The organism is Clostridium sp. ETTB3, from assembly GCF_053571985.1.
Genome location: NZ_CP199832.1, coordinates 366071 through 385662, shown reverse-complemented (window position 1 = coordinate 385662; position 19592 = coordinate 366071). Strand labels below are relative to the sequence as shown.

The following is a 19592-nucleotide window of genomic DNA, read 5'->3' as shown; positions in this document are numbered from 1 at the left end:
CTTCACTTTATATTTACCCTATTATTCCAATAATATACGCTTAATTCAACACTATTCTACTTTTATATTATTTTCTCTTGCATAATAAAATAAGTATTGTTGAGCAAGTCCTGCTAACTCTCCAAACTTTTCTCTACCAAAGACTCTTATTTTATTTAATGACACATCTGGTGCTAAATAAAAATGTATCATTGCCCTCTTTATCCAAACATCTACTGGAAATGCTGAATGCTTACTCATTGAAAATAACATTATACAATCAGCCACTTTTGCTCCAACTCCCATAAAGTTTTGAAGTGCCTTATGGCATTCATCAACAGGTAATGATTTTATATATTCTAAATCAAATTGTTGTAATTCATCATTTAATGTTCCATTCCTTTTAGCTTCATTTGCAGCATTTACTTTTGCAATAGTATCTACTATGTATTTACTTCTAAAAGATGCACCTGTTTCTTTTATTTCATCTAAAGTTGCTTCTTTTAATTGTTCAGGAGTTGGAAAAGCATAATATACATTCCCATTATACTCAATTTTATCTCCCCATTTTTCAGATATTTTTTTAATTGTCTTCATTATTGAAGGAATACTATTTCTTGCTGAAATTATAAAACTTATTAACATTTCAAATGGATCTTGATTTAATATTCTTATACCATATCCAAATTCAACACTTTTTCTTAAAAGCTCATCTTTCGATAATTCTTCCTTTATTTTTTCATAATCAACATTTAAATCGAAATAATTTTTCCAAATTTCATTAAAATCCTTCATATTAGTATTAATAATTGTTACTGTACTTCCATTTTGAATTACTTCAATTACTCTTCTATATGCAATTATTACATAATTTGTATCACTAATTCTTTCCCATCTAAAGCATTGTCCACACTCAAGTATTTGCTTTATATTAAAGTCTTTTACATTTTCTAATATTATTGTGTTATCTTTTTCTATTAAATTTGTATAATTCATCCTTACACTCCCTGTTATAAAAAAATATAAATCTTTTCTTTATATTTTTTATTTTTTCTAACTTAATATTTTTATATTCTATAAATAATTCTTATTAAATGATAATATTTATTTTTTATATTATATTAATAAATCAACTTTTTCAACATTATCCTATATTGCTATTATTTATACTAAAATGAAATTATTTTTTATATTTAAATATATAAATGTAATTATTTTATCTATTTATAGAATAAATCGAACTATATTCATTTATTATTTCTTGCAACAATTCTGCAGATACCATCATCATTTTTGAACACCTATTTTCTAAATCATAATAGTTTTCTTTTAATGATATACAATCCAATGAATTCATCTTCATATTAAATTCATTTAAAAATTTACTTGTCATTTCCTTTACATGTGGACTTTTATGCCCCCTATCATTTGTAAACATTAATGCTAAAACTGATATAGCTCCAGTTGCTGCACCACACACACTTCCAATTGCCATTCCACCACCAAAAGAAGCCATAGTCATTAAAGTTTGTTTTGAAATATTTAAATCATATTCTTCATTTGCTGCTACTAACATACACTCTGCACAATTTAAATCATATTTTTTATCATAATATTTGTTAACTAAATCAACTAACATAATATACTCATCCTCCAATATTAATAAATTTCTATTATATATTTAATTTTATTAATACTTATTATTTATGTAAAGTTTATAAATAATAAGGAGTAATTACCTTCTAGCAATTACCCCTTATCAATTATAAATTAAGCATTATAGTTATAGAATCCTCTTCCTGATTTTCTTCCTAACCATCCAGCTCTAACATATTTTCTTAAAATACTGCTTGATCTATATTTTGTATCTCCTGTTTCATTATATAAAACATCCATAATTGCTAAGCAAACATCTAATCCAATTAAATCACCTAATGCTAAAGGTCCCATTGGATGATTTGCACCATATTTCATAGCTGTATCTATATCTTCTACTGATGCAATTCCTTCTTGAAGAATAAATGAAGCTTCATTAATCATTGGAATAAGTATTCTATTAACTACAAATCCTGGTGCTTCTTCTACTTCAACAGGCTCCTTTCCAATTGCTACAGATAACTCTTTAACTGCATCAAAAGTTTCTTGTGATGTAGCCATTCCTCTAATAATTTCAACAAGCTTCATTACTGGAGCTGGATTAAAGAAATGCATTCCTATAACCTTTTCTGGTCTATTAGTCGCTGATGCAACTTCTGTTATTGACAAAGAAGATGTATTTGAAGCTAAAATAGTTTCTGGCTTACAAATCTTGTCTAACTCTGCAAAAATTTCTTTCTTAATTTTCATGTTTTCAATTGCAGCTTCAACAACTAAATCGCAATCTGCAGCTAAATTCATATCAGTAGTTCCTGAAATTCTAGATAAGATATCTTCTTTAGTTTCTTCAGTCATTTTTCCTTTTGAAACTAACTTTGATAATCCATTATTTATTCTAACTATTCCACTTTGAACAAGTTCATCTTTTATATCTCTAACTATAACTTCATACCCCTTTTGAGCAAAAGCTTGAACTATTCCAGAACCCATAGTTCCTGCTCCTAATACAAAAATCTTTTCCATAATAACCTCTCCCCTTTAATACAATATTTAATTATGCCCATAAGTGCATACATTTTAACAGTTAACAGTTTCTACTGATACTTCTTTCATTTCTTTAAGTCTATTAATCATTTCTGGAATTACTTTATTTAAATCTCCAACAATTGCGTAATCTGCAACCTTCATTATTGGAGCTGTTTCATCCTTATTAATAGCAATTATCATATCTGATTCTTGCATACCAGCTACATGTTGAATTGCTCCTGAAATACCACAAGCAATATAAATAGAAGGTCTTACTGTTTTACCTGTTTGTCCAACTTGGTAATCTCTTTCTATCCATCCCTTATCTACAGCACCTCTTGAAGCTCCAACAACTCCTCCTAAAACATCAGCTAATTGTTGTAAAAGTTCGAAGTTTTCCTTAATTCCAACACCTCTACCACCTGCTACTATAACCTTAGCTTCTCCAATGTCAACGATATCTTTATTAGCTTTAACAACTTCTAATACAGTAGTTCTAATATCTGCTGCATTTAAATTAACATTTACATTTTCTACATTAAAATCATATTTCTTTTCAGTAAGCTTTGAAAATACTCCTGGTCTAACTGTTGCCATTTGTGGTCTATGATTTGGACAAGCAATTGTTGCCATTAAGTTACCACCAAATGCAGGTCTTGTTGCAAGTAAATCCCCATTAGTAACATCTACTGCTAAAGATGTACAGTCAGCTGTTAATCCTGTTGAAAGTCTTGCAGCAACTCTTGGACCTAAGTCTCTTCCTATAAAAGTAGCTCCAATAAATAGTATTCCTGGCTTTCTTTCATTTACTAAATCACAAATAACCTTTGTATATCCATCAGTTGTATACTTATCTAATTCAGGATGCTCAGCAACTAATACTTCATCAGCACCATGTTCACCTAAAGTATCTGCTAAATCTCCTACATTATTTCCTAATAATACTGCAGTAAGCTTAACTCCTAATTCATTAGCTAATCTTCTACCTTCACCTAATATTTCTAATGAAACCTTTTGTAATTCTCCACTTCTTTGTTCAGCAAATACCCAAACACCATTATATTCTGCCATATTCATCTTCAATTACCCTCCCATTATCTTAAATATAGTGTTTTTCCTGTAATTTTCCTAAAACATATGCTACTGCTTCTGGAGCTGATTCTTTAACAATTTCTCCAGCACCTTTAGCTTCCTTAGTCATAGACTTCTTAACCTTTGTAGGAGAACCCTTTAACCCTAATTCTTCTGCAGGTACATCAAGATCATCTGCAGTCATAATCTTAATTTCTTTATCTACCGTATCAAAGATATATTTAACGTTCATATATCTTGGTTTATTTAATTCTTCAATCGCTGTTAATAGTACAGGTTCTTGAACTTTTATTAATTCATAACCATCTTCTAAAGCTCTATTTACTAATACTCCATCTTCTTCAATCTTAACATCTTGTACGTATGTTACTTGAGGAATTCCTAAATGTTCTGCTATTTCTGGCCCTACTTGAGCAGTATCTCCATCAATAGCTTGTCTTCCACCAAATATTATATCGTAATCTAATTTTTTAATTGCTGCTGCAATAGTTTTTGAAGTTGCTAATGTATCAGCTCCTCCAAATGCTCTATCTGTTAAAAGAATAGCTTCATCTGCCCCCATGCATAAAGCTTCTCTTAAAGCATTTTTTGCTTGAGGCGGCCCCATACTAACTACAGTTACATGAGCTCCATGATTATCTTTTAATTGTAATGCGGCTTCTAAAGCATGCTTATCTTCTGGATTTATTATTGAAGGAACACCATCTCTTATAAGAGTTCCTGTTTTTGGATCAATTTTTACAACTGTTGTATCTGGTACTTGTTTTAAGCAAACTACTATATTCATTATCAAATGCCTCCTTCTATCTTAATGCTGCGCCTGAAATAACCATCTTTTGAACTTCTGAAGTTCCTTCATAAATTTCAGTTATCTTAGCATCTCTCATCATTCTTTCAACTGGATAATCCTTAGTGTAACCATATCCACCATGAATTTGAACAGCCTTAGTTGTTACTTCCATAGCTACTTCAGCAGCAAATAACTTAGCTCTTGCAGCATCAACTCCATATGGAAGTTTATTTTGTTTAAGCCATGCAGCCTTATAAACTAAATGTCTTGCAGCTTCTATCTTTGTATTCATTTCAGAAATCATCCATTGTAATCCTTGGAATGCTGATAATGATCTTCCAAATTGCTTTCTTTCCTTCATATATTTAACAGCTTCATCATAAGCTCCTTCTGCAATTCCTAAAGCTTGAGCAGCTATACCAATTCTTCCCCCATCAAGAGTTTTCATTGCTATACCAAATCCCTTACCTTCTTTTCCTACTAAGTTTTCCTTTGGAATTACACAATCTTCAAATATAAGTTCAGTTGTAGAAGATGCTCTAATTCCTAACTTGTCTTCTTTCTTACCAATTGAGAATCCTGGGAAATCTTTTTCAACTATAAATGCAGATATTCCTCTAGTTCCTTGAGACTTATCAGTCATTGCAAACACTATAAAAGTATCAGCTACTCCACCATTAGTAATGAATATTTTTGATCCATTTAAGATATAATTATCTCCCTCTAAAATAGCTGTAGTTTGTTGTCCAGCAGCATCTGTTCCTGCTCCTGGTTCTGTTAAACCAAATGCACCTATTTTTTCTCCTTTTGCAAGTGGTACTAAGTATTTTTCCTTTTGTGCTGGAGTTCCATTTTCATATAATAACGAAGCACAAAGTGAAGTATGAGCTGAAAGAATAACCCCTGTTGTCGCACAAACTTTTGATAATTCTTCAACAGCTATTATATATGATAATACATCGCCGCCAGATCCACCTAACTCCTTAGGGAATGGAATACCCATCATGCCTAGCTCGCCCATTTTCTTTACATTTTCCATTGGAAATCTTTCTGTTTCATCGATTTCAGCAGCTATTGGTTTTACTTCATTAACTGCAAATTCTTTAACCATTTGTCTCACTAACTCTTGTTCTCTAGTTAATCCAAAATCCATTACTTTTTTACCTCCCTGTAATACCATCTTTATGCGTGAAATACAAAATTTTCTGCAATACACATCTATATATTTAAATTTAATTTAATTTACTTGTTTTTAAAGTTCTTTTCTCTTCTTTCTAAAAATGCAGTCATTCCTTCTAATTGGTCTTCTGAATCAAAGCATTGTCCAAAATCATTTGCTTCAATTTCAATTGCTTTATCTATATCAACTTGCATTCCTCTATTTATTGCATCTTTGCATTGTCTTACTGCTATTGGAGCATTTGCACAAATAACATCTGCCATTTTCTTTGCTTCATCCATTAAATTTTCTAATGGAACAACCTTATTAACTAATCCAATTCTTAATGCTTCATCAGCCTTAATCATTGCACATGTGTAAATCATTTCTTTAGCTTTTCCTAAGCCAACTATTCTAGGTAATCTTTGGGTTCCACCAAACCCTGGTGTAATTCCAAGTCCAGCTTCTGGTTGAGCAAACTTAGCTTTTTCTGAAGCAATTCTAATATCGCAAGCCATTGCTAATTCACAACCTCCACCTAAGGCAAATCCAGATATCGCAGCTATAACAGGCTTATTTAAACTTTCAATTTTTCTAAAAACTTTATTACCTAAAACCCCAAATTCTTCTCCACCTTTTGCATCTAAATCCTTCATTTCTGCTATATCAGCTCCAGCAACAAAAGATTTTTCTCCTGCACCTTTAATTATTACACAATAAATATTATTATCATTTTCAATATTAGTAATTGCTGAATCTAGTTCCTTTAAAGTTTCTGAATTTAAAGCATTTAATGCTTTAGGTCTATTTATTGTTACAATAGCTAATTTACCTTCCTTTTCAAGAATTAAATTTTTTAATTCTTGTTCTAAAATAACATTTTTGATTTCCATAAATTCTTCTTCCCCTTTATACCCATTTTTTCACATAAACACCCTTTTCTTTGTTATATTATTAACAAATCAATTCAAAAAAACATTCTTTTTCCTCATCTTTGGTTAGAAGATTCTGAATAATCATAACCTACTTTTAATTATAATATCTAATTTTACCATTTGCAATTAATATTTTACTATTCGGTATAAATATTACATTTTTTCAATTTATTTCTTGTTAATGTTTGGTTTAACTATCTTAATTTTATAATTTCAATTATAAAATTAATAAAACATTTATTAATTTATATAAACTTTTAAATGTTATCAATCTTATAGTTTTAAATTTTCATATACATTAATATTGATAACTTTAAGCTATGAAAAATTTTATACTTTTGTAGATAAAAAAATAACAAATTAAAATTAAGTTTTTTCAAAACTTTTTTTTAATTTGTTATTTTTTTAAATTTATTCTTATTTCATTAAATATACTAATGTCAATAAACTTTCAGATAAATGAACATTTTCAACCTTAACATCGTCTGGTACTACTAAATCTACTGGTGCAAAGTTCCATACTCCTTTTATTCCACCCTTAACTAAAAGGTCACAAACCTTTTGTGCATTAATTCTTGGAACACAAATAATTCCAATATTAATATTATTATTTTCTAAATAATTACCTAATGTATCAATATCCTTTATTTCTACATCCCTTATTCTCATTCCAATAAGTTTTGGATTTGCATCAAATATTCCATCAATAGATAATCCTAATTCTGAAAATCTGCTATAATTAGCAATTGCTTGCCCTAGGTTACCAGCACCTATTATTACTCCAGTATATTCTTTATCCAACCCTAAAATTAAGCTAATTTGTTTATACAATTCCTTTACATTATAGCCATAACCTTGTTGCCCAAAATCCCCAAAATTATTTAAATCTTGTCTAATTTGAGATGCTGTAAATCCTATTTTTTCACCTAATTCTTTTGATGAAATTCTATCTACATCATTTCTCATCAGCTCTTTCAAATATCTATGGTATTTTGGTAATCTTTTAATTACTGCCATAGAGACATTTTTCTTTTTTTCCATAGTATATGAATCTCCTTAATCTATTCAATAATTTTCCTTTTACTAAACTTTGATAATATAATAACATACTTTTCACTTTTAATCTATTAATTTAATAATTTGTAAAAAATTTTATTTACATTATAAAATTTCATTTTTTTCTATTTTTAAATTTAATTAATACTATATTAATAAATATAGTATTAACAATTTTAATATATCTTATTATTTTTCCTAAAAACAGAGACTTATGTATAACGTAGCAGATGCGTTATACATAAGTCTCATAAATATTCGTAGTCAAGCTTAAAACCTTTCTACTTTGCAACAAGAGCTAAAATGATCTTGTACACCATTCCCTTTTGCCTAAAATTTTTCTGGACTTATTTAATTATAATTATCTTATTATAATTTGTCAATATTCATCGAATTATCCTCATTGAATTTAATACTGCTAATAAAGTTACTCCAACATCTGCAAATACAGCAGCCCACATATTTGTTAATCCTGCTACAACTAATATCATAACAACAACCTTTATAAATAATGAGAAAATTATATTTTGCCATAATATCTTATTTGTTTTTCTTGATATTCTTATAGCATCTGAAATAGATTCTATTTTATCTTTCATTAATACTACATCAGCTGCTTCAATTGCCGCATCAGATCCTACTCCTCCCATGGCAATTCCAATATCTGCTCTAGCTAAAACTGGAGCATCATTAATTCCATCACCAACAAATAATACTTTACCATTTCCTACTTTTTTATTTAAAACTTCTTCTAATTTATTTACCTTATCACTTGGTAATAATTCAGAGTATACTTCATCAATTCCAATATCATTTGCAACTTTTTCAGCAACTTCCTTACTATCTCCAGTAAGCATTACAGTCTTTTTAATTCCTGCATTTTTTAATTCTACTATTGCTTCTTTTACATTTTCCTTTATTTCATCTGAAATTATTATATTTCCTTTATATTCTGAATTAATTGCAATATGAACTATAGTCCCAATTGTATTTACTTTATCATAAAAAATATTATTTTTAATCATTAATTTTGAATTTCCTAATAAGACATTTTTCCCCCTTATTATTGCTTCAACACCATGACCAGCAACTTCTTTATAACTTTCAATTTCATTTTTATTAATTTTCTTTCCATATGCTTCTGCAATAGATACTGCAATTGGATGGTTAGAATTTGCTTCACCTAATGCTGTTATTTCTAATAATTCATCTTTACTAATATTTTTTGCGTTAATGCTTGTAACCTTAAATACACCTTTAGTTAAGGTACCAGTTTTATCAAATACTATTATTTCACTTTCCTTAAGTGCTTCTAAATAATTTCCCCCCTTAACTAATACACCTTTCTTAGATGCTGCACCTATACCTGAGAAAAATCCTAATGGAATTGATACTACTAATGCACAAGGACAAGATACAACTAATAAAGATAATGCTTTATATAACCACTCTGAAAATACTGCACCTTTAATAAAAATAGGTGGAATAATAGCTACTAACACTGCTACTAATACAACAATAGGTGTATATATCTTTGAAAACTTTGTTATAAATTTTTCTGTAGGAGCCTTTTTATTTGATGCATTTTCAACTAATTCTAATATTCTTGCAACAGTTGATTCTCCATACTCCTTAGTTACTCTTACTTTTAAAACGCCACTATTATTTATTTCACCTGATAAAATTTCATCTCCAGCTTTAATTTCACGAGGCACTGATTCACCAGTTAATGCTGAAGTATCTAAAAAACTTTCTCCACTTAAAACCACTCCATCTAATGGAACCCTTTCTCCTGGCTTTATTAATATTACTTCATTTAAACTTACGTCCTCAGGAGATACTTTAACTTCATTATTACTTCTTAAAACATTTGCATAATCTGCTCTAATATTCATAAGAGAAGAAATAGATTTTCTTGACTTATTTACAGCATATCCTTGGAATACCTCTCCAATTTGGTAAAATAGCATTACTGCAACAGCTTCAGGATATTCACCAATAAAAAATGCTCCAATTGTAGCAATACTCATAAGGAAATTTTCATCAAATATTTCACCATTAGTAATATTTTTTAATGCAGTTAAAATTACTTCTCCACCAATTACAAGATAACTTGCAATAAATAATATTATAGATACCGAATTATTATTTCCATTGTAAGCTAATGCAACTAAATATATTAATGTTCCAATTATAAGCATTATATTTTCTTTTATATACTCAATTACTCCAGCATTATTTTCACTTAAACCATTACTATGTGTATGATTATGTGTCTCATTTTTATTAATTTTTGTTTTTTCAGTACATTTTTTTACTTCACCATTTTCAAAACTTGTAGAACAACAGCTATCTTTACATTCACTAGTTGTATTTTTAATTACCGTATTATTTAATTTTTCCTCTACTTTTACATCTGGCTCTAATTTTTTAACAATTGATTTTATTTCATTTATTATTTCACCCTTTAAGCTTTCTTCTTTTATTTCAGCTATTAATAATGTTGTTGAAAAATTAACAGTTGCTTCTTTAACTCCATTAATTTTATTAACTTTAGTTTCTATCTTATTAGCACAATTTGCACAGTCTAATCCATTTAAAACTAACCTTATTTCCAATTTACTATCCCTCCCATAAAAATTTTATATTTTAAAATCTCTATACTTATTCAGTAATATGATGTAATCCAGCATCAAATATTTGCTTGATATGTTCATCATCTAATGAATAATAAATTACTTTTCCAGCTCTTCTAAACTTAACAAGCCTTGCTGATTTTAATACTCTTAATTGATGTGAAATAGCTGACTGACTAATATTTAATAATACTGATAAATCACATACACACATTTCTGATTCAAATAATGAGCATATTATTTTTATTCTAGTACTATCACCAAATACTTTAAATAATTCGGCTAAATCATATAATGTTTCTTCTTTAGGTAATTTATTTTTAACATTTTCAACTACCTCCTTATGAATTACGTTACATGAACAAGATTCTGATTTATTTTCCATATTAATTTCACGTCCCTAACTATATTGTTTATATTAAAAATAATTTTATAAATTCACCCCATAAACATATGAATAACTGTTCATATGTTTATACTTTTATTATATGCTTATCTTAGTAAATTAGTCAACATTTTTTTAGAAAACTTTAACTTTATTTTTTATCTATAATTTATGAAAATAAATACTTATATTAAAGTAACTTTTATTTTAAATTTATAATTTTATATCCTTTAACTTATCTTTTGTAAAATCTTATAAAAAATCCTATTTAATAAAATTATCTCTATATAACATTTAAATTACTGTATTTTTATGGTACAATAATTATATAAACCTACCAGGCATAAATAGGTTTTTAAACAAGGGTAGTCTGCTAATGCCCTTGTTTTTCTTTTATATAAAACAAATTAACTTTTACCTATTGATTTATAATTTTTATCATACATATTTTCTTTTATATAAATAATTTAACCCCAAAAGAAATAAATTACTTTTGGGGTTAAATTATTTATATTATTAAATTTTACATTAAATATTGAATTAATATTGTTGCTAATCCTAAGAAAAAGAAAAATCCTAAAACATCAGTAAATGTTGTAACAAATATTGATGATGCTAATGCAGGATCCACCTTAAACTTCTTTAAAACAATTGGAACTAAATATCCTGTAATAGTAGCTACTATCATATTTAATATCATTGCAACTCCAATTACTATTCCAAACATGAAATTACCTTCCCAAATAAATCCTAAAATTCCTATAATAACTCCAATTACTATTCCTGATACTAATCCTACCCCAACTTCTTTTAAAAATACTTTTTTCATATTTTTAAAATTAAGTTCTCCTAAGGCTAATCCTCTAACTATTATTGTAAGTGTTTGTGTTCCTGCATTTCCACCCATTCCTGTAACTATTGGCATAAATGTTGCCAAAGAAACTACAGTTTGAATTGTTCCTTCAAAAAAGCCAACTACTGCTGAAGCTAAAATTGCAGTAAATAAATTTATAATTAACCATGGTAATCTACTTTTAACAGAATCCCTTAATGCCCCATCAACCTTTTCACCTTCATCTACTCCACCTAAACGATGTATATCTTCTGTAGTTTCATCTCTTAATATTTGCATAACATCATCAACTGTAACAATACCTAAAAGTCTATTATAACTATCAACTACAGGCATTGTTAAATATCCATACTTTTCAAATCTATGTCCTACTTCTTCTTGATCAGTGTTAAAAAGTACACCTTCTACCTTTGTATGAATTATATCTGATATTTTTGTATTGAAATTATGAGTTACTAATTCCTTTAATGATATTACACCCTTAAGTCTATCAAAACTATCTACCACATATAAATCATAAATATTTTCACTTTCTTCACCACAGCTTTGCAGATACTTTAATGTTTCCTCTACAGTCATATTTTCCTTAAGTGAAACAAATTCTGTTGCCATTATTCCTGCTGCAGTATCTGGATCATAACTTAATAATTGACGTACCTTTCTTGAGTCTTCATCTGTCATTTTTGCTAATATTTTATTTACTTGTTCTTCATCTAACATTCCAAGTAAATCTGTTAATTCATCTGATGACATTTCTTCAACAATATTTTTTTGCTTATTTTCTGAAAATTCCATTAAAATTAAATATTTTTCATCATCTTCAGCTTCATCTATAATATCTGCAATTAATTCTTCTGGTAATCTATTTAAAATATCTTTTTTATCTTTTGGATAATCACGTAAAACATCTAGTATATCTACTGGATGAATATTTTCTTCATATTTAATAATACTAGATTGTGGTGCATGCAATAGAAATTTTCTAAGCTCTTCTTTATTCATATTTAATTTCATGGCATTTCCTCCCAATTTATATATAGGAAGTTGTAAAATTTTTCTTATATAAATTCTATAATTCCCTTTCCTAGTTTTCCAATTCTAGCTAATGAATATACATCATATCCTTTTTTATCTAAAATATCTCTTCCTGGTTGGAATGATTTTTCTATTACTATTCCAACTCCTCCAACTTTAGCTCCTGCTTCTTCAACTAATCTTATTGCTCCTAATGCAGCTTCTCCATTAGCTAAGAAGTCATCTATTATTAATATATTATCATCTTCTGAAATGTAATCCTTAGATAAAGTTAATTCATAATCTGATCCCTTAGTAAATGAATGTACAGTAGTTTGATATACATTTCCATTTAATATCTTAGAAGATTGCTTTTTTAATGTAACCATTGGAAGTTCCATTTGCATTGCAGTCATTACAGTAGGTGCAATTCCTGAACTTTCTATTGTAAATATTTTTGTTATTCCATGCTTCTTATAATACTCTTTAAAACAACTTCCTATTTCATACATTAATTTTGCATCTACACCATGATTTAAAAATGAATCAACCTTTAAAACTGTTTCGCTTAATGCTTTTCCATCTTGTAATATACGTTCTTTTAAACTTTCCATTTGTATTATCTCTCCTAAATTAACATTAATAAAAAAATAACACTTCTAAATATATTAGAAGTGTTGAATATCCAATTTCACATAATTTTATGCATTTAACAACACCTCGTAGTCTGCTAATTAAGGTCAGCAGGTAGAAACTTTCGGACCGATTACCGATTTTATACGAGTTATTTTTACAAATTCACTTATTGGTATTATACCATGAAGATTTTCTTTGTAAATACCATTTTTTCTTAAATTTATTAATGTTTTAGTTATATTTAATAAAAAGATCTTATCAAATTTATTTCAAATAATTTAATTTGATAAGATCTATACCATTTTATTTATAAATTAATACTTACAAATTATTGTTGTGTGTTCTTCTATATTATCGTAAATAGCTTTTGCTACACCATATGTCATATTTACACATCCATGTGAACCATTAGTCTTGTATATTGATCCTCCAAATTGACTTCTCCAACTTGCATCATGAAGTCCAATGCCCCCATTGAAAGGCATCCAAAAGTTTACTGGTGAAGCATATCCTTGCCCCCTTAACACATAGTCTTTTGCTTTCCAATCTAACTTATATACACCTGCTGGAGTTGCATGACCTTGACTTACATTGCCTGTTACTACATTTCCTTGAGTTATAACTTCACCATTCTTATAATATATTACAGTTTGATTTGTTAAATCAACTTCAACAAATGTATTAAGAACATATTCATCAGTTGCAGTTGGTGTTTTGAATGTTAAATCCTTAGTTACAGATTTTCCACTTTTAATTGCATCTTCAATTTCTGAAATAGTTGTATTTCTATCTACATAATAAATTCCTGGAGTTGTACTAATTTTAATTTGTTCACCAGACCATCTAGTAACTGTTCTTGTTTCTCCAATGTTATCATACTTGTCTCCTAATTGGTTTGTATATTCTCTAATAGCATCTTCATTTAAAGAAACATTAAAATCTTCTCCTACAACTATCCATTGACTAATCATATTACCATCAATATTCTCAGAATTTCCATTAACATTAAATGTTATTTTTGCCTTTACATATTTATCAGCAGTATCTTTTGCTGCAATAACTTCCTTTGATTTAGATGTATAAATAGGACTTTCATAACATCCTTCTTCATCTAAATTTAATGTTTTATTTGCACTTATTATTTTTTCTAATATTTTTGAATTTAATAAATCCCTATTTACTTTATTTCCTATATCTTCTTTTATTATTTCATATTTACCATCATTATAATTAAGCTTTGCATTAACAGGATTAGTTACCATACTTTCGTTAAGTGCATCTAATTCTGAAATATATTTATTTAATAAACTTTCATCATAATTAATTCCATCAGTAAACTCATAATTTTTATGTCTAAATATTGATGATATCCATAAAAATGGATTTTGACTTTTTAATATTCTATCAATATCATTAGAAAAATCATATTTAAGTGATATACTTTCTCCAGTTATTGTTTCTGTTTTATTATTTCTTTCTTCAATAGTAAGAACATATTCATTTGCATTATCACGCATTAATTCTTGAGCAGATTTATTACTTTTTCCTGATATACTTATATTATTAATTGATGTTCTAAAGAAAAAATGACTATTAAAATACAATGTCATTAATAAATAAACGCCTAAAATACAAGATAAAACACAAGTAGTTATAATTAATCCCTTATTTGAAGCATTTTTCTTATTTCCTTTTAATTCATTATTTCCATTAGGTTCTGTGTCTAAATCTACAGTAGATACTTCAATATTTTCCTTTGGATCAACTTCATTTATAACATTACTATTTAATACTTCTGTTTCTTTTACTATTTTATTTTCATTTAATTCATTTTTTGTATTAATAACTTTTTCATCATTTAATTCATTTTCTTTTAATTCTAACTCATTAGTATCTTTTAAATTTTCTTTATTTAATAACTCATCTAATTTTTCAATATACATATTATAGTCTTTAATACTTAACTTATTTGCAAATAAAATTAAATTTTCCTTTGCCTTAACTATACTATCATTTGTACTAGTATTTAATGTTTTATAATATTCATTTAATAGCTTTTCTTTATAATTATGAATATTGTTATATCCTAAAAATTCACCTAATCTTTCTAATTCATTATCCTTATCTCCATACTTATATAATAATGCTTTATATATATTTTCATTATAAGGATTAAGTTGTATTATCTCTTTAATTGTTGCAATTTCTCTTCCCTTTGAAACTTCATTTTTCAATAATTCTTTAATTAATTTGTTAGATTTTTTCATCTTTTTTATATCACTATAATTTTCTACATCTTTTACATTATTATCATTTAAAAAATCTATAATTGCAAAATTAATATTAAATATACTTTCCATCATTGAATTTGAAAGCTTATCTAAAATTTCATTAGAAATATTGGATTTAATTTTTTGTTCATTAAATTCTATTTCTTTTTCTTTAATTTCATAAGGAGTTTTTATTAATCCTGAACTAATATTTAACTTAGGTAATATTATATTACTTTCATCTTTAGATGACTTCTCATTATTTTTTATTTCATTTATTGTATTTTCCCAAGTATAATACTTTAATAAATAATAATCTTTAAAAAATTCATCTTCATTTATATTTTTTACATTAAAATCCTTTATAATACCAATAGCTTTTGATATATATTGTTTTAAATATTCATATCCAAAAGCTTCTGCATCCTTTTTTACTTGTTCATTATCATTAAATTTTTCTTTGAATTTATTTCTAAATGTAGAAACAGAGTTAAGAGCCTCTTCTAAAAATATACCCCTTATTTCATTTAATTTAACAAATTCATTTGAAAAATTAATATTATCATTTAATATCTTAAAGTTCATACCTTCCTCCCATATATAGCATAAAACTTGTTATCTCACTACTTTCTTTTACATTTATAATAATATTACCATTTTGTTAATTTATTACAATTTTAACATACTTTTAAGATATTTGGTATTTATATTTCACACTTTAATCAAATAAATTTTAAATTATTATGTAATACTATAAATTCTTTTTTTAATTTAATATTTTATAATATATTAATTTTCTATATATAGTTGTGTTATATTAAATTATTGTTGACAACATTTTGATATAACACAACTATATAGTAATAAAGCTACATTAATATACTTCACCTTCTCCCTTAAACTATAAATTTTACTTTTTAAATTAAAATATAATAAAATTTTTAACTTACTTCAAATAAAATCAATTACAAATAAGCCATTATCAAATTTAGACAATAGCTTCTTTCTAAATTAAAACTTATCATTTAAAATTTATATTACTAAGTAATTTTTAAATACAAATAACCTTTTCTTTTATTTTATTCCAAGATAAATAAGTATTAATTTCAGCCTTTACATTAATATTAAAATTAATTTTTTCTATTATTGAATTATTCCTTGTATATTCAATACTATTTTTATATTCAAAGGCTCTCCAATTTAAATAATGATCTAAATATTTACTTGCAACACCTTTAAATTTAACTAGCCACCATTTTATTTTATTAGAATACCCCTTATCAATTTCATTAATTTCCTCTTTATTAATCTTTACCTTATTAACTACATTAAGTGCTCTACAAAAGTTTTTTAATCTTCCATTTATAAATCCTACGGTATAAGCTTTTTTATCTAGTCTTGGTATAAGATTATCCCTTAATTGATTAGCTCCAAAAAACTTTCTTCCTCCCATAATTGGAAGAATTTCAATTTTATCATTTAATGCATTTATAACTATAATTTTATCTCTCTTTTCTTCATGGAACTTTCTATCGCCCTTAAAATTTTCCAAAGTAACAAATTGAGTAAGCTCAATATATGGCCCTGATATTTTTTCTTTATAATTTTTCCTAACTAAATCATGTAAAAATCTATGTCTCCAAAAAAATGCTGTAACTAGTGTAATTCCAGTCTTTGCAGCACAAATCCTCAAGGGTAGCCCTTGTATAAAAAATTCAAAATACTTTTCGTAATTTTTTCTAAACTTTTTAGAATATCTAAAAGGATTATTTATGCTGGCTGTAAAAGTCTTTTTGCAAAGTTCGTTTTTACATCTAAATCTTTGATGCCCATTAAAAAAGCCAAACTTTATTATTTTTTCACCCTTGCAGTAAGGACATTGTTTTCCTTCTTTAATTTTATTTTCTTCAACACTCTTATAATATTTCTTGTAATTTAATTGTTCATTGCTTAATTTAGGACTAGTTTTAATTAAAGTTTTATAAAATCTACTATTTATCATAATCATCACCAGTTATGATTATTAACTTATCCTCATAAACTTAAACAAAATTTTAGTAACTATAATATATAAATTTTAAAATAATAAAAAATATCAGTAACTCAATTGAATCGTTCCCTATCAAGTAGACAGAAAATAATTCAAAGATTGAACTACTGACATTTTTATTAAGCAACAATAATATTACTATCTTCATTTACTTCATATTTTTTAATATTTTTTCTTCCAAATAATAAATTTAGTACTAAAGCAGTTATAGTTCCTATTGATATTCCTGATGAAAATACCATCTTAAGTCCTTCTGGAAGCTGTCCAATAAATTCTGGTCTAAAAGTAACACCTAAACCTAAACCAATAGATGTTGCAATTATTAATAAATTGGTATCATTAAGCTCTATTTTACTTAATGTTTTTATACCTGATGCAGCTACAGTACCAAACATAACTATACCAACTCCCCCTAAAACAGGTTGTGGTATTTCAGTTATTAAAGCTGAAATCTTAGGAAGAAACCCAAGTATAACTAATATAAAACCAGCCATAACTGCAACATGTCTACTAGCCACCTTTGTTAATGAAATAACTCCAACATTTTGGCTAAATGAAGTATTAGGAAATGATCCAAGTACTCCTCCAATAATACTTCCTATTCCATCTGCTAAGACACCTGCTCCTACTTGCTCTTCTTTCATCCCTATATTTGAACTTTCTCCAACAGCTTTTAAACATCCTACAGTTTCAATTGTAGTAACAAAGTATGCTGGTAAAAATGCTAATACAGCTTTTAAATCAAATTTTACCCCATACTCAAATATTCTAGGAATAGATACCCAACTTGCTTCTTTAATAGACGTAAAATCAACCATTCCTAATGGTATACAAATTACATATCCTATAATCATTCCTATAAGTATAGAAGCACTACTTATCATTCCTTTTCCATAAATATTTAATATAAGTGTTATAATCAAAACAATCCCTGCAATACTTATATTTTTTAAATCTCCATAATTTACTGCCCCTGATCCACCTGCAGCCCAATCTATTGCTACTGGCAATAAAGTTAATCCAATTAAACATACAACTGTTCCTGTAACTAAAGGTGGAAATAATTTCATTAATGGTTTTATGAAAAAACTTAAAATTATTTCTAAAAATGCACCTAATATAGTTGCTCCAATTATTCCTGGTAAACCTAAAACAGTTCCTACTGAAATAGATGGTGATACAAAAGTAAAGTCAGTGCCCATTATACATGCTACCCTTGAACCAATTTTTCCTACACCCCTAGCTTGTATTATTGTTGCTAATCCAGAAGCTAATATAGTTGCACTTATTAATGCAGTTGTAGTTTTTACATCTAATCCAAGAGCACTTGCTATTACTAATGGAACAACTATTATTCCTCCAAATGCTGCAAATATATGCTGAATTCCAAATATAATTTTCTTTGAAATGCTCGGATTATCATCAACACCATAAACTAACTTACTGTTATCTAAATAACCTTGTTCATTGCTCATTTTTTAACCATCTTCTTTCTTTTAAAAAATTATTATAATAAAGTAGCCATCGACACGCCCACTTCTAAGTATAAAACTTATAGCTTTGAATCTTTAAGTTCATTGCTATAACTAGCTTTACAACTTCAAATATTTTAATATCTTCCTAAAAATAAAAATAAAAGCAGCACCTCAAATTAAATTTGAGGTGCTGCTTAAAATATAAATATTTAAATACTATTTATTATTTATAAACACAACTCCTCGTAGTCTGCATATTTAAGGTTAGCAGGTAGAAACTTTCGGACCATATTACCGATTATATACGAGATTATTTTACTCTATATACACATTATAGATACGAACATTTAATATGTCAATAATAAATTTCGTTTGTGTTTTCTTGTTTATTCCATATTTGTGATGTATATACTCCTTTTTTTCCTGAAATAAAAACTTATAATATACAAACCATAAGTGCAAAAATCATGTTATTAAATCCAAAAATCCCTAAATACATCATAAAAGCTGCTAATGGAGTATTGTTTGCTCCAGAAAATACCCCAACAACTCCTAGTGCTACAACACTTTCATTTATATTTTCAACTATTCAAATATAAAAAAAATTAAAATATATTTTTATAAAAATCATCTTATATTT

At 27.0% G+C, this 19592-nt stretch carries 16 protein-coding genes and 2 riboswitches; of the genes, 1 reads left to right on the top strand and 15 read right to left on the bottom strand.

Annotation, left to right across the window (positions count from 1 at the left end):
* Positions 1 to 51: 51 nt before the first annotated feature.
* The 15 genes from ACUN06_RS01845 to ACUN06_RS01775 form a co-directional block, all read right to left on the bottom strand.
* Positions 52 to 975: a DNA-3-methyladenine glycosylase family protein gene (locus ACUN06_RS01845; protein WP_291731770.1), complete on the bottom strand. Its 924-nt coding sequence runs from the start codon at positions 973 to 975 to the stop codon at positions 52 to 54.
* A gap of 220 nt (positions 976 to 1195) precedes the next feature.
* Positions 1196 to 1618, bottom strand: coding sequence for a C-GCAxxG-C-C family (seleno)protein (locus ACUN06_RS01840; protein ID WP_294383455.1), 423 nt, complete (start codon positions 1616 to 1618; stop codon positions 1196 to 1198).
* Positions 1619 to 1749: 131 nt separating this feature from the next.
* Positions 1750 to 2598 carry a 3-hydroxybutyryl-CoA dehydrogenase gene (locus tag ACUN06_RS01835; protein WP_294126437.1) on the bottom strand — a complete coding sequence of 283 codons (849 nt, stop codon included), beginning with the start codon at positions 2596 to 2598 and terminating at the stop codon, positions 1750 to 1752.
* Between the two features lie 54 nt (positions 2599 to 2652).
* Positions 2653 to 3678 carry an electron transfer flavoprotein subunit alpha/FixB family protein gene (locus ACUN06_RS01830; RefSeq protein WP_294162115.1) on the bottom strand — a complete coding sequence of 342 codons (1026 nt, stop codon included), beginning with the start codon at positions 3676 to 3678 and terminating at the stop codon, positions 2653 to 2655.
* Between the two features lie 22 nt (positions 3679 to 3700).
* A complete protein-coding gene (locus tag ACUN06_RS01825) occupies positions 3701 to 4480 on the bottom strand; it encodes an electron transfer flavoprotein subunit beta/FixA family protein (protein ID WP_291731780.1) in 780 nt (259 codons plus the stop codon).
* A gap of 16 nt (positions 4481 to 4496) precedes the next feature.
* The gene (locus ACUN06_RS01820; RefSeq protein ID WP_294162095.1) at positions 4497 to 5636 is read right to left on the bottom strand and encodes an acyl-CoA dehydrogenase; all 1140 of its coding nucleotides are present in this window, start codon (positions 5634 to 5636) and stop codon (positions 4497 to 4499) included.
* An 89-nt stretch (positions 5637 to 5725) separates the two neighbouring features.
* Entirely contained in the window at positions 5726 to 6535 is an 810-nt protein-coding gene (locus ACUN06_RS01815; protein WP_346968193.1) for a short-chain-enoyl-CoA hydratase, read from the bottom strand.
* 459 nt (positions 6536 to 6994) lie between these two features.
* Complete coding sequence (locus ACUN06_RS01810; RefSeq protein WP_294368173.1) at positions 6995 to 7618, bottom strand: redox-sensing transcriptional repressor Rex; 624 nt, start codon at positions 7616 to 7618, stop codon at positions 6995 to 6997.
* Positions 7619 to 8019: 401 nt separating this feature from the next.
* Complete coding sequence (locus ACUN06_RS01805; protein ID WP_294162089.1) at positions 8020 to 10251, bottom strand: heavy metal translocating P-type ATPase; 2232 nt, start codon at positions 10249 to 10251, stop codon at positions 8020 to 8022.
* A 46-nt stretch (positions 10252 to 10297) separates the two neighbouring features.
* Complete coding sequence (locus ACUN06_RS01800; RefSeq protein ID WP_291734505.1) at positions 10298 to 10654, bottom strand: ArsR/SmtB family transcription factor; 357 nt, start codon at positions 10652 to 10654, stop codon at positions 10298 to 10300.
* A 523-nt stretch (positions 10655 to 11177) separates the two neighbouring features.
* Entirely contained in the window at positions 11178 to 12521 is a 1344-nt protein-coding gene (gene mgtE / locus ACUN06_RS01795) for a magnesium transporter (protein WP_302740338.1), read from the bottom strand.
* A 44-nt stretch (positions 12522 to 12565) separates the two neighbouring features.
* A complete protein-coding gene (locus ACUN06_RS01790; RefSeq protein ID WP_303188883.1) occupies positions 12566 to 13135 on the bottom strand; it encodes a xanthine phosphoribosyltransferase in 570 nt (189 codons plus the stop codon).
* Positions 13136 to 13224: 89 nt separating this feature from the next.
* A riboswitch (purine riboswitch) is annotated at positions 13225 to 13324 on the bottom strand.
* A gap of 147 nt (positions 13325 to 13471) precedes the next feature.
* Positions 13472 to 16012, bottom strand: coding sequence for a L,D-transpeptidase family protein (locus ACUN06_RS01785; RefSeq protein WP_449390018.1), 2541 nt, complete (start codon positions 16010 to 16012; stop codon positions 13472 to 13474).
* A 466-nt stretch (positions 16013 to 16478) separates the two neighbouring features.
* Positions 16479 to 17429: an IS1/IS1595 family N-terminal zinc-binding domain-containing protein gene (locus ACUN06_RS01780; protein WP_449390017.1), complete on the bottom strand. Its 951-nt coding sequence runs from the start codon at positions 17427 to 17429 to the stop codon at positions 16479 to 16481.
* Positions 17430 to 17596: 167 nt separating this feature from the next.
* Positions 17597 to 18952: a uracil-xanthine permease family protein gene (locus ACUN06_RS01775; protein WP_412857338.1), complete on the bottom strand. Its 1356-nt coding sequence runs from the start codon at positions 18950 to 18952 to the stop codon at positions 17597 to 17599.
* A gap of 226 nt (positions 18953 to 19178) precedes the next feature.
* A riboswitch (purine riboswitch) is annotated at positions 19179 to 19280 on the bottom strand.
* A 139-nt stretch (positions 19281 to 19419) separates the two neighbouring features.
* Between ACUN06_RS01775 and ACUN06_RS01770 the strand changes: the two genes are divergently transcribed.
* On the top strand, positions 19420 to 19551 hold the full coding sequence (locus tag ACUN06_RS01770) for a hypothetical protein (protein ID WP_291736284.1): 132 nt from the start codon (positions 19420 to 19422) through the stop codon (positions 19549 to 19551).
* The last annotated feature ends 41 nt before the right edge of the window (positions 19552 to 19592 follow it).